8 protein-coding genes are annotated in these 12,482 nt (G+C 69.9%); 4 read left to right on the top strand and 4 right to left on the bottom strand.

The window, feature by feature from the left end; all coding sequences use genetic code 11:
- Positions 1–137: 137 nt before the first annotated feature.
- A complete protein-coding gene (locus ACSQ4M_RS23795; RefSeq protein ID WP_436191878.1) occupies positions 138–890 on the bottom strand; it encodes an SDR family oxidoreductase in 753 nt (250 codons plus the stop codon).
- 121 nt (positions 891–1,011) lie between these two features.
- On the opposite strand from ACSQ4M_RS23795, the gene ACSQ4M_RS23800 reads away from it, so the two are divergent.
- Positions 1,012–1,938, top strand: coding sequence for a LysR family transcriptional regulator (locus ACSQ4M_RS23800; protein WP_436191879.1), 927 nt, complete (start codon positions 1,012–1,014; stop codon positions 1,936–1,938).
- Between the two features lie 3 nt (positions 1,939–1,941).
- Here the strand turns inward: ACSQ4M_RS23800 and ACSQ4M_RS23805 are convergent, their stop codons facing one another.
- The 3 genes from ACSQ4M_RS23805 to glgC are packed head-to-tail and all read right to left on the bottom strand — an operon-like array spanning position 1,942 to position 5,836.
- Positions 1,942–3,123 (bottom strand): AAA family ATPase, encoded by a 1,182-nt coding sequence (locus ACSQ4M_RS23805; RefSeq protein ID WP_436191880.1) that lies wholly within the window; start codon positions 3,121–3,123, stop codon positions 1,942–1,944.
- Positions 3,120–4,571, bottom strand: a complete 1,452-nt coding sequence (glgA, locus tag ACSQ4M_RS23810) for a glycogen synthase GlgA (RefSeq protein ID WP_436191881.1) — start codon at positions 4,569–4,571, stop codon at positions 3,120–3,122. The genes ACSQ4M_RS23805 and glgA overlap by 4 nt, the downstream gene beginning before the upstream one ends.
- Positions 4,568–5,836, bottom strand: coding sequence for a glucose-1-phosphate adenylyltransferase (gene glgC, locus ACSQ4M_RS23815; protein ID WP_436191882.1), 1,269 nt, complete (start codon positions 5,834–5,836; stop codon positions 4,568–4,570). Before glgC ends, glgA begins: the two co-directional genes overlap by 4 nt.
- 181 nt (positions 5,837–6,017) lie before the next feature.
- Here glgC and ACSQ4M_RS23820 point away from each other — a divergent pair, with 181 nt between their 5' ends.
- The 3 genes from ACSQ4M_RS23820 to glgX are packed head-to-tail and all read left to right on the top strand — an operon-like array spanning position 6,018 to position 12,468.
- A complete protein-coding gene (locus ACSQ4M_RS23820; protein ID WP_436191883.1) occupies positions 6,018–8,453 on the top strand; it encodes a glycogen/starch/alpha-glucan phosphorylase in 2,436 nt (811 codons plus the stop codon).
- A complete protein-coding gene (glgB, locus tag ACSQ4M_RS23825) occupies positions 8,450–10,369 on the top strand; it encodes a 1,4-alpha-glucan branching protein GlgB (protein WP_436191884.1) in 1,920 nt (639 codons plus the stop codon). Before ACSQ4M_RS23820 ends, glgB begins: the two co-directional genes overlap by 4 nt.
- Positions 10,366–12,468: a glycogen debranching protein GlgX gene (glgX, locus tag ACSQ4M_RS23830; RefSeq protein WP_436191885.1), complete on the top strand. Its 2,103-nt coding sequence runs from the start codon at positions 10,366–10,368 to the stop codon at positions 12,466–12,468. The genes glgB and glgX overlap by 4 nt, the downstream gene beginning before the upstream one ends.
- Positions 12,469–12,482 lie beyond the last annotated feature (14 nt).

Genomic DNA, 12,482 nt, shown 5'->3' on the forward strand with positions numbered 1-12,482 from the left:
GGGCGATTATGGGGGAAACCCCAGGCCCGCCCGCCCACTGCTGCACCCTCTTGGACGCGGGTCCCGGCCAAGCACTGCGCGAGGCCTTGCGTCGGCGCCGCCACGTCACGCAGCCGCAGCACGCCTTCCTCGCCGTTTCACACCTGCGCCATGCCACCGTCCACGAACAGTTCGATGCCGTTGACGAAGCTCGCCGCATCCGAGGCCAGGAAGGCCACGGCCTTGCCGATCTCGCCTGGCTCGCCCAGTCGGCCCAGCGGCACCTGCGAAGCCAGAAAGTCGAACAGCCCCTTGCGCGTCGCCTCGTCGGCCGCCAGGCCGCCCAGGCCAGGCGTGCGGACCGGACCGGGGCTGACCGCGTTGACGCGGATCTTGCGGTCCTTCAGGTCCAGTGCCCAGGAGCGCGCGAAGTTGCGCACCGCGGCCTTGCTCGCGCTGTAGACGCTGAAATTGGCCGTGCCCTGGATCGAGACGGTGGACGAAGTCAGGATCACCGAGGCACCGTCGCTGAGCAGCGGCAAGGCCTTCTGCACCGTGAACAGCACGCCGCGCACATTGGTGCCGAAGATGCGGTCGAAGTGCTCTTCGGTGATGGCGCCCAGCGGCAGCATGTCGCCGCCACCGGCATTGGCGAACAGGATGTCGAGGCGGCCCACCTTCCTGGCGATCTGGGCGTAGACCGCGTCCAGGTCGGACAGCACCGAGGCGTCGGCGCGGATGCCGGTCGCCTGCGGTCCGAGTTCAGCGACCGCCGCGTCGAGTTCGGCCTGGCGGCGACCCGTGATGAAGACCTGCGCGCCCTGCGCGATGAGTTCCTTCGCGGCGCCCAGGCCGATGCCGCTGCTGCCGCCCGTGACGAGAGCGATCTTGTTGTGGAGAGGGGTGTTCATGCTGCGTTCCTTTCAGGGTTTGCGGTTGGGATGGACGCAATTCTGGGCCGCCGTCTTTCTCCGAAAAAGAGAGATCAATGGAATTACTATCCACCGTCGTAGAAAATCAGGAAGCACAGGAATGGACCAGTTGCTGGCGATGCGCGCCTTCGTGCGCGTGGTGGAAGCGGGCAGCTTCACGCGGGCGGCCGACTCGCTGGACATGCCGATCGCCACGGTCAGCAAGCAGGTGCAGGAGCTGGAAGCCCACCTGGGTGTGCGCCTGTTGCAACGCACCACGCGCCGCCTCACGGTCACGCCCGAGGGCCAGGACTACCACGCCAAGAGCACGCGGGTCCTGCGCGACCTGGAGGACATCGACGCCTCCTTCAAGCTCGCGCAGGGCAAGCCGCGCGGCCAGCTGCGCGTGGATGTGGGCGGGTCCACCGCGCGCGACGTGCTGATCCCGCTGCTGCCCGACTTCATGGCGCGCTACCCCGAGATCCGCGTCGACCTGGGCGTCTCCGACCGCGCGGTGGACCTGGTCGGCGACAACGTGGACTGCGTCATCCGCGGCGGCCCGCTCGACTCCTCGTCCCTGGTCGCACGCCGCCTGGGCGAAGCCGTGCTGATCACCTGCGCCGCCCCGGCCTACCTGCGGCAGTACGGCACGCCGGCCTATCCGGATGAGCTCAAGAACGGCCACCGGCTGGTGAGCTATGTGTCCAGCCAGAACGGCCGGGCCATGCCGTTCCGCTTCGCGCGTGCGGGGGAGAAGAGCGAGATCAAGGTCGAGCACCGCGTCGGTGTCAACGAGAGCAACGCGCACCTGGCGGCCGGCGTCGCCGGCCTGGGCATCGTGCAGACCTTCGGCTATGCCGCCGAGGCGGCCCTGCGCGCGGGTGCCCTGGTCGAGATCCTGCGGCCCTGGCGGCCTGCGCCCTACCCCTTCCACCTGGTCTACCCGCAGAGCCGGCATGTGACGCACCGGCTGCGCGTGTTCATGGACTGGCTGCTGGAGGACTTTCCCGCACACGTGGCGCGGGACGGGGGCACGGCCGCCGGCTGACCGTCAGCGCGCGAGCCACTCCCAGCGCGGGATCCGGTCCATCTCCAGCCCGGCCAGCTGGGTTTCGCCGAGCGGCTTGTGCAGCTCCAGCCGCTGCGTGTCCGGCGCCGCGCCGTCCAGCGCGGCCAGCAGCCGTGGCGCGTGCGTGACCACGATGACCTGCGAGGCGCGCGCGGCCTGCGCGATGAGCCGGCCCAGCGCGGGCAGCAGGTCCGGGTGCAGGCTGGTCTCGGGTTCGTTGAGCACCAGCAGGGCCGGCGGCCGCGGCGTCAGCAGCGCGGCGATCCAGAGCAGGTAGCGCAGCGTGCCGTCGGACAGCTCGGCCGCGTCCAGCGGCCGCAGCAGGCCATGCTGGTGCATGCGCAGCGCGAAGCGCTCGCCCAAGACCTCGACCTGCACGCCCGCACCCGGGAAGGCATCCTCGACAGCCGCGTCCAGCGACGCGTGGTCGCCGATCTCGCGGATGGTCTGCCAGGCTGCGGCCAGGTCGCTGCCGTCGTCGCCAAGCACGGGCGTGGTGGTGCCCAGTTGCGGCATGCGCGCGGGCGCGTCGGCATCGCTGCGGAAGTGATCGTAGAAGCGCCATCCGCGGATCTGCTCGCGCAGGCTCAGCATCTCGGGCGCGGCACGCGGCTCGGCGTACTCGGTCATCATGCTCGCGAAGGCCGGGATGGGCCGCGCCACGCCCGCCCAGCCGCCGTCGCCGCGGATGCGCAGCGCCGCCCCGCGGCGTTCGACCAGCAGAGAAGCCGGGCGCATGAACGGCCCGTTCCAGACCGCTTCGCGCTTGATCTCGGGGTCGTGGTTGAACACCGAGGTACTGCGCGGAATCGGCAGGCCGATGTCGATCGCGTAGCCGTAGCCATCCGCCACATCGGAGCCAAAGCCCAGTTGCAGGGACACCGGGCCATTGCGCTGCGTGCCCTGCACGGGCGCTTCGCCACGCCGCATCGCAGCCGAGAACTGCTCCGGCCCGGCCCACAGCGTGGACGCGAGGCCCCCCTCGCGCGCCAGCGCCCGCACCACCCCGCCCTGGGCCACGGCCGCGAGCAGGCGCAAGGCACGGTAGACGCTGGACTTGCCGCTGCCGTTGGCGCCGGTGACCAGCGTCAACTGCCCCAGCGGCAGCACCAGCCGGCGCAGCGAGCGGTAGTTGGCGATGGCCAGCGCCGACAGCACGGTCACAGCGCGGCGATGGCTTCCCGGTACAGCGCCAGATACTGCTGCGCCACGGGCTCCCACGAGAAGTTCTGCGCCATGCCGCGCCGCACCAGCTGCCGCCACTGGCCGGGCTGGCGGTAGGCCAGCACGGCGCGCTGCAAGGTGCGGCCCAGCGCATCGGCCGTGGCCGGGCCGAACTGGAAGCCCGTGGCCACGTCGCGGGCCAGCGTGTCCTCGTTGACGTCGACCACGGTGTCGGCCAGGCCGCCCACGCGGCGCACGATGGGCACCGTGCCGTAGCGCAGCGCGTAGAGCTGTGTCAGGCCGCAGGGCTCGAAGCGCGAGGGCACCAGCATGGCGTCGGCCCCCGCGATGAGCTGGTGCGCGAAGGCCTCGTCGTAGCCCAGCCGCACGGCCACGCGGCCCGGGTGCTGGGCCATGGCCTGGCGGAACGCGCCTTCCAGCGCGGCGTCGCCCGTGCCCTGCACGGCGAACTGCGCGCCCTGCGCCAACAGGTCGGGCAAGGCTTCCAGCACGAGGTCCAGACCCTTTTGCGAGGTCAGCCGGCTGACCACGCCGAACAGCGGCGCATCGGCCTCTGGCGCCAACCCCAGGACTTGCTGCAGCTGGGCCTTGCACAGGGCCTTGCCGGCCAGATCGACTGGGTCGTAACACGCGGGCAGCTCGGCGTCAAAGGCAGGGTTCCAGACCGCCGGGTCGACGCCGTTCAGGATGCCGGAGACCTCGTTGCCGCGCGCGCGGATCACGCCGTCCAGCCCGCTGCCGTACTCGGGCGTGCGGATCTCGCGCGCATAGGTGGGGCTCACGGTGGTCACGCGCGTGGCGAACTTGAGGCCGGCCTTGATGAACGAGAAATGCCCGTGGAACTCGAGCGCCGACGGCGCCATGAAGCGCCCCGGCAAGCCGAGCAGGAAGAAGTCGGTCGGCTCGAACAGGCCGTGGAACGCCAGGTTGTGCACGGTGAAGACCGTGGCCACGTCGCGCACCGGCCGCGCGGCCAGGTAGGCGCAGGACATGGCGGCGTGCCAGTCGTGCGCATGCATGACCTGCGGCTGCCAGTCCGGGTCGAGTTCGCCGGCGGCAACATGCGCGGCCACCCAGCCCAGCAAGGCGAAGCGCTGCAGGTTGTCGGCCCACTCCAGGCCGTCCGGCCCCAGGTAGGGGTTGCCGGGCCGGTCGTACAGATACGGCGCGTCGACCACATAGGCCGCCTGCACGCCGGCCAGTTGCCCGCGCAGCAGGCGCACGCGGCCGGCGCCGAACATCGGCCCCAGCGACACCACCTCGGACAGGCCCTCGATGCCGCGCAGCACGGCCGGCAGGCCGGGCAGCAGCAAACGCACCTCGGCACCCTGTGCCGCGAGCGCCTGCGGCAAGGCGCCGACCACGTCGGCCAGACCACCCGTCTTGACCAGCGGATAGACCTCCGCCGCAACCTGCAGGACCTTCATGAACCGAGCTTGTCCAGCATGGGTTGGGTCACCAGCACGATGCCGTTGGGGCTGCGGTAAAAGCGCGCAGCATCCGCCTGGGCATCCTCGCCGATGACCATGCCGTCGGGAATGGACACGCCGCGGTCGATGATGGCGCGTGTGATGCGGGCATGCCGGCCGATCTGCACGCCCGGCAGCAGCACCGACCAGGCAACGCTGGAATAGGAGTTCACGCGCACGCTGGAGAACAGCACCGAGCGCAGCACGCTGCCCGAGACGATGCAGCCGCCCGAGACCAGCGACTCCACCGCCATGCCGCGCCGGTCATCGGCGTTGTGCACGAACTTGGCCGGCGGCAGCTGCGACTGGTAGGTCCAGATCGGCCAGCGCGTGTCGTACATGTTGAGCTGCGGGTCGGTGGCCGTGAGGTCGATGTTGGCGTCCCAGTATGCATCGATCGTGCCGACGTCGCGCCAGTAGGCCTCCTCGCCCACGCGCATGTTCACGCACGAGAGCTCGAACGGGTGCGCCGCGGCCTGGGCGTTCTTCACGGCACGCGGGATGATGTCCTTGCCGAAGTCGTGGCTGGAGTTCGGGTCGTTCATGTCGCGCTCGAGCTCCTTGTAGAGGAAGCGCGCGTTGAACACGTAGATGCCCATGCTGGCCAGCGCCATGTCGGGCCGGCCGGGCATCGGCGGCGGATCGGCCGGCTTCTCCAGGAAGTCCGTGATCATGCTGTTCTCGTCCACCGCCATCACGCCGAAGGCGGAGGCCTCGGCGCGCGGCACCGCAATGCAGCCCACCGTGCAGTCGCGGCCCTTGGCCACGTGGTCGGCCAGCATGATGGCGTAGTTCATCTTGTAGATGTGGTCACCGGCCAGCACCACGATGTAGTCGGGCCGGTAGCTCGCCAGGATGTCCTGGTTCTGGTAGACGGCGTCGGCCGTGCCGCGGTACCAGCTTTCCTCGTCCACGCGCTGCTGGGCGGGCATCAGGTCGACGAACTCGTTCATCTCGGTCTTGAGGAACCCCCAGCCGCGCTGCACGTGGCGCAGCAGGCTGTGGCTCTTGTACTGCGTGATCACGCCGATGCGGCGGATGCCGGAGTTCAGGCAGTTCGACAGCGCGAAGTCGACGATGCGGAACTTGCCGCCGAAGTAGACAGCCGGCTTGGCGCGCCGGTCGGTGAGGTTCATGAGGCGGCTGCCGCGCCCACCCGCGAGGACCAGGGCGATGGCCCGCTTGGGCAGGTCGAGCTGCTGGGCCAGGTCGTTCGAATTCATGGGGTCTCCTGCCGTTGTCACGGCCGCTCACAATAAGGTCATGGACGGGCGCTTAGGATAGCCGCAGTCGCGGCGTATACCGTGCGCCATGCGAGAAATCCACACCCACCTGGCATGGACCCTGCTAGAGCGGGCATGCCCATCCGCCCCGCGCCACGGGGCCCCAACAACAAGGAACGCCATGAGCCCAACCCCCTCCAGCCACAGCTTTGCCGCCCGCACCGAGGAGCATCTGCTGCACACCGTGGGCGTGGCCCCGGCTGCCGCCAGCTCCACCGAACTCATGCACGCGGTCTCGCAGGCCGCGCGGGCCGAGCTGTCGCAACGCTGGGTGCAGACCCAGGCCGCCGACCGCGGCGCGCGGGCGCGGCGGGTGTACTACCTGTCGATGGAGTTCCTGATCGGCCGCACGCTGTCCAACGCGCTCGCCGCGCTGGGGCAGAACGACGGCGCCGCCGAGGCCCTGGGCGCCCACGCCAAGGCCATGGAAGAGGTCGCTGACCACGAGCCCGATGCCGCGCTCGGCAACGGCGGCCTGGGCCGGCTGGCGGCCTGCTTCCTCGATTCGATGGCTTCGCTGGGCCTGCCATCGTTCGGCTACGGCATCCGCTACGAATACGGCATGTTCGCGCAGGAGATCCAGAACGGCGCCCAGGTCGAGCACCCCGACCCCTGGCTCAAGGACGGCACGCCCTGGGAGTTTCCGCGCTGGGAACTGAGCTACCCGGTGCGCTTCGGCGGCTGGGTCGAGCATGTGGACGGCAAGGCCATCTGGCGCCCGGCTGCCGAGGTCGCGGCCAAGGCCTACGACATGGTGATCCCGGGCCACGGCACCAAGAAGGTCAGCACGCTCAGGCTGTGGAAGGCCACGGCGCCGGCGCACATCGACCTCAACGCCTTCAACACCGGCGACTACCAGCGCGCTGCCACGGCCAAGAACGAATACGAGAACATTTCCTGGGTGCTCTACCCCAACGACAGCACGCCGGCCGGCCGCGAGCTGCGCCTGAAGCAGGAGTACTTCTTCGTCGCCGCCTCCATCCAGGACATGGTCAAGCGCCACCTGGACGAGCACGGCACCTTGAGCAACCTGGCCGACCAGGTGGCCATCCACCTCAACGACACGCACCCGGCCATCGGCGTGGCCGAGCTCATGCGCGTGCTGGTGGACGAACATGGCATGGACTGGACGCCGGCCTGGGCCCTGTGCAAGCGCACCTTCAGCTACACCAACCACACGCTGATGCCCGAGGCGCTGGAGACCTGGCCGGTGGGCCTCATGCAGCACGTGCTGCCGCGGCACCTGGAGATCATCTTCCGCATCAACAAGGAGTTCCTGGACTTCGCGGCCCAGCACCGGCCCGGCGACAACGGCTTCCTGTCGCGGCTGTCGCTGATCGACGAGGCCGGCGAGCGCCGCGTGCGCATGGCCAACCTGTCCATCGTCGGCAGCCACAAGGTCAACGGCGTGTCCAAGCTGCACTCCGACCTGCTGGTGCAGACCATCTTCGCGGACTTCGCCGCCATCTGGCCCGAGCGCTTCACCAACATGACCAACGGCGTCACGCCGCGGCGCTGGCTGTCGCAGGCCAACCCGGGGCTGTCCAGCCTGCTGGACCGCCACATCGGCCATGGCTGGCGCCGCGACCTGGACGAGCTGCACAAGCTGGCCGCGCTGGCCGGCAACCCGGAGGTGCGGGCCGAGTTCATGGACGTCAAGCGCGCCAACAAGGCGCGGCTCGCCGCGCTGATCGCGCGCACCACCGGCGTGCAGGTCAACCCCGACGCGCTGTTCGACGTGCAGGTCAAGCGCATCCACGAGTACAAGCGCCAGCTGCTCAACGTGCTGCACGTGATCGGCCGCTACCAGGCCATCCTGGCCAACCCCAAGGGCCTGGACGGCCAGGGCTGGGTGCCGCGCGTGGTGCTGTTCGCGGGCAAGGCCGCGTCCAGCTACCACATGGCCAAGAACATCATCCGGCTGATCCACGAGGCCGGCCGCGTGATCAACAACGACCCGCGCGTGGGCGACCTGCTCAAGCTGGTGTTCATCCCCAACTACGGCGTCTCGGTGGCCGAGACCATCATGCCGGGCGCCGACCTCTCCGAGCAGATCTCCACGGCCGGCACCGAGGCCTCGGGCACCGGCAACATGAAGCTGGCACTCAACGGCGCGCTGACCATCGGCACCGACGATGGCGCCAACATCGAGATCCGCGAAGCCGTGGGCGACGCCAACATCTTCATCTTCGGCCTGAAGACGCCCGAGGTGCAGGCCCTGCGCGCGAGCGGCTACCAGCCCATGCGCCACTACGAGGGCCAGCCGGACCTGAAGGCCGTGCTGGACGCGATCACGGGCGGCCAGTTCTCGCCCGAGGAGCCGGGCCGCTACCGCGGCCTGGTCGATGCGCTGCTGTGGGGCGGCGACCACTACATGCTGCTGGCCGACTACGCCAGTTACGTGGCCACGCAGGGCAAGGTCGACGCGCTGTACCGCGAGCCGGCGGCCTGGTGCCAGCGCGCCATCGCCAACGTGGCCGGCATGGGGGTGTTCTCGTCTGACCGTACGATCAGGGAGTACGCCCGCCAGATCTGGCGCATCGAACCGAAACCATGACCCCATCCGCCCCCAGCCCAGCACAGAGCGACTTCCTGATCTCCGACACCGACCTGTGGCTGCTGGCCGAGGGCACACACCTGCGGCCCTACGAGGTGCTGGGCGCGCATGCGTTCACGCACCGGGGCGCGGCGGGCACGCGCTTCGCGGTCTGGGCGCCGAACGCGCGGCGCGTGAGCGTGGTCGGCGACTTCAACGCCTGGGACGGCCGCGCGCACCCCATGCAGGCGCGGCCCAGCGCCGGCCTGTGGGAAGCCTTCGTGCCGGGCGTGGGCCCCGGCGCGCTCTACAAGTACGAGCTGGAGGACGCCCACGGCCAACTGCTGCCGCTCAAGTCCGACCCCTACGCACTGGCCGCGCAACTGCGCCCCGAGACCGCCAGCCAGGTCGCAACGCTGCCGGCCCTGGTGCCGGCCAGCGCCGAGCGCCAGGCCGCCAACGCCGTGGATGCGCCCATCAGCATCTACGAGGTGCACCTGGCCAGCTGGCGCCGCAAGCCCGAAGACGGCAACCGCTGGCTCGATTGGGACGAACTGGCGGCCGAGCTGATCCCCTACGCGCTGGACATGGGTTTCACGCACCTGGAGCTGCTGCCCATCAGCGAGCATCCGTTCGACGGCTCCTGGGGCTACCAGCCGATCGGCCTGTACGCGCCGACCGCGCGCTTCGGCGATGCGGCCGGCTTCACGCGCTTCGTCGCCCGGGCCCATGCCCAGGGCCTGGGCGTGCTGCTGGACTGGGTGCCCGCGCACTTCCCCAGCGATGCGCACGGCCTGGCCCGCTTCGACGGCACGCCGCTGTACGAGCATGCCGACCCGCGCGAAGGCTTCCACCAGGACTGGAACACGCTGATCTACAACTTCGGCCGCACCGAGGTGCGCAACTTCCTGGTCGGCAACGCGCTGTACTGGCTGGAGCGCCATGGCGTGGACGGCCTGCGCGTGGACGCCGTCGCCTCCATGCTCTACCGCGACTACAGCCGCAAGGATGGCGAGTGGATCCCGAACCGCCACGGCGGCCGTGAGAACCTGGAAGCCATCGACTTCCTCAAGCGCATGAACGAGGTGGTCGGCGCCGAGCGGCCCGAGGCCACCACCGTGGCCGAGGAGTCGACCTCGTTCCTCGGCGTCTCGCGCCCGACCTTCGCGGGCGGCCTGGGCTTTCACTACAAGTGGAACATGGGCTGGATGCACGACACGCTGCGTTACTTCGGCCGCGAACCCGTGCACCGGCGCCACCACCACCACGAGCTGACCTTCAGCATGGTCTACGCCTACAGCGAGCAGTTCGTGCTGCCCTTCTCGCACGACGAGGTGGTGCACGGCAAGGGCTCGCTGCTCACGCGCATGCCGGGCGACCGCTGGCAGCAGTTCGCCAACCTGCGCGCGCTGTACGGCTACATGTGGGCGCACCCGGGCAAGAAGCTGCTGTTCATGGGCTGCGAATTCGGCCAGGCGCGCGAATGGAACCACGAGGCCAGCCTGGACTGGCACCTGCTCGGCGACGGCCTGCATGCCGGCGTGCAGACCCTGGTGCGCGACCTCAACCGCGTGCTGCGCCACCACCCGGCCCTGCACACACAGGACAGCGTTCCCGCCGGCTTCGAATGGATCGAGGCGGACGATTCGCAGCACAGCATCTTCGCCTTCGCGCGCCATGGCCGCGAGGAGGGCCAGACCATGCTGGTGGTGTGCAACCTCACGCCCGTGGTGCGGCGCGACTGGCGCCTGGGCGTGCCGCGGCCGGGGCGCTGGCACGAACGGCTCAACACCGATTCCGTGCACTACGGCGGCAGCAATGCGGGCACGCCCTGGGGCGTGGCGGGCACCGAACCGATCCCGTCGCATGGGAGGACGCATTCGGTGTTGCTGACCTTGCCGCCGCTGTCCACGGTGTTCCTCGAATGGACTCCATGAGGAAGCCTGACGTCCACGCCCTGCAACCCGGCCAGCCCTGGCCGCTGGGTGCGCATTTCGACGGCAAGGGCGTCAACTTCGCGATCGTCTCCGAGCACGCCCAGGCCATGGAGCTGTGCCTGTATGACGCGACCGGACAGAAGGAGACCGCACGCATCGCCCTGCCCGGCCACAGCAACGACGTCTGGCACGGCTACCTGCCGGGCGCCCTGCCCGGCCTGGTCTACGGGCTGCGCGCGCACGGTCCCTGGCGCCCCGAGCGCGGCCATCGCTTCAACCCGTTCAAGCTGCTGCTGGACCCGTATGCGCGCGAGATCGTCGGCCACTTCGCCTGGCGCGACGAGCACTTCGGCGCCGACCTGCGCCATCCGCTGCACATGGACCAGGCCGACAACGCGGCATGCGCGCTCAAGGCCCGCGTGGTGCACGACGACCACGACTGGGCTGGCGACGAGCCGCCGCGCACGCCGCTCGTGGACAGCGTGCTCTACGAGGTCCACGTCAAGGGCTTCTCGGCCCGCAACGCGGCCGTGCCCGAGGCGCTGCGCGGCAGCTATGCCGGCCTGGCGCATCCGGCCTCGATCGCGCACTTGAGGCGACTCGGCATCACGGCCGTGAGCCTGCTGCCCGTGCACTACGCGCTCGACGAGCAGCGGCTCGTGAACATGGGCCTCACGAACTACTGGGGCTACAACACGCTGGGCTTCTTCTGCCCTTCTGCGCGCCTGGCCAGCAGCCAGGGCGGCGCCGCCCAGCGCGCCGAGTTCCGCGCCATGGTGGCGGCCTTGCACGCGGCCGGCATCGAGGTGCTGCTGGATGTGGTCTACAACCACACGGCCGAGACCGACGAGACCGGGCCCACGCTGTCCTTCCGCGGCCTGGACAACGCGCTGTACTACCGCCTGCCGCCCGAGCAGAAGGCGCTGTACGAGAACCACACGGGCTGCGGCAACACACTGGACATCCGCCAGCCGCGCGTGCTGCAGCTGGTGATGGACAGCCTGCGCTACTGGGTCACGCAGATGCATGTAGATGGCTTTCGCTTCGACCTCGCGCCCGTGCTTGGCCGCGGCGACAACGGCTTCGAACGCAGCGGCCCCTTCTTCACGGCCGTCGCGCAAGACCCGGTGCTCTCGCGCGTCAAGATGATCGCCGAGCCCTGGGACATCGGCCCGGGTGGCTACCAGGTCGGCAACTTCCCGCGCGGCTGGATCGAGTGGAACGACAAGTTCCGCGACAGCATGCGCGGCTTCTGGGCCCAGGCCGCCGCGGGCCGCCCGGCCGCCCACCGCGGCGAGTTCGCGCTGCGCCTGTGCGGCTCCTCCGACCTCTACCAGCCGCGCAACCGCGTGCCCGGCGAATCGGTCAACTACGTGGTCTCGCACGACGGCTTCACGCTGGCCGACCTGTTGACCTATGAGCAACGCCGCAACGAAGCCAACGGCGAGAACAACCGCGACGGCCACGGCCACAACCTGGGCTTCAACTGCGGTGCAGAAGGGCCGAGCAGCGATCCGCAGGCGCTGGCGCTGCGCGCCAAGCTGCAGCGGGTGCTGCTGGCCACAGCGCTGCTGGCCCAGGGCACGCCCATGCTGGCGGCCGGCGACGAACTGGGCCACAGCCAGGGCGGCAACAACAACCCTTACTGCCAGGACAACGCCACGACCTGGATCGATTGGTCCCAGGCCGATGCCGACCTCACCGCCTTCACCGCCCGCGTGCTGGCCCTGCGCCGCCAGGCCCTGCCCTTCGGCAGCCACTGGTACAGCGGCCTGTCGGACCCGCTGGGCCTGCACGACCTGACCTGGCTGCAGGCCGACGGCAGCCTGCTGACCGGCGACGCCTGGCAGGACGCCAGCCAACGCGTGCTGGGCTGCCTGATCGGCAAGCCGGGCCGCGCCAGGGCGCCACTGCTGCTGCTGGTCAACGGCGGCACAGCGGACGCGGAGTTCCTGCTGCCGGCCGGTGTCTGGCGCTGCTGGCTAGACAGCACCCATCCCCAGGGCCGTTCGCGCTGGTATGACCAGGGTGAGCAGGCCTATGCTTTGCCGGCGTTGAGCCTGTCCCTGCTCGCGGCCGAGGGCTCCGGCCTGTCATGATGCGCCCGCCTACC

The organism is Pseudorhodoferax sp. LjRoot39 (assembly GCF_964253035.1).
Taxonomy (GTDB): domain Bacteria; phylum Pseudomonadota; class Gammaproteobacteria; order Burkholderiales; family Burkholderiaceae_C; genus Pseudorhodoferax.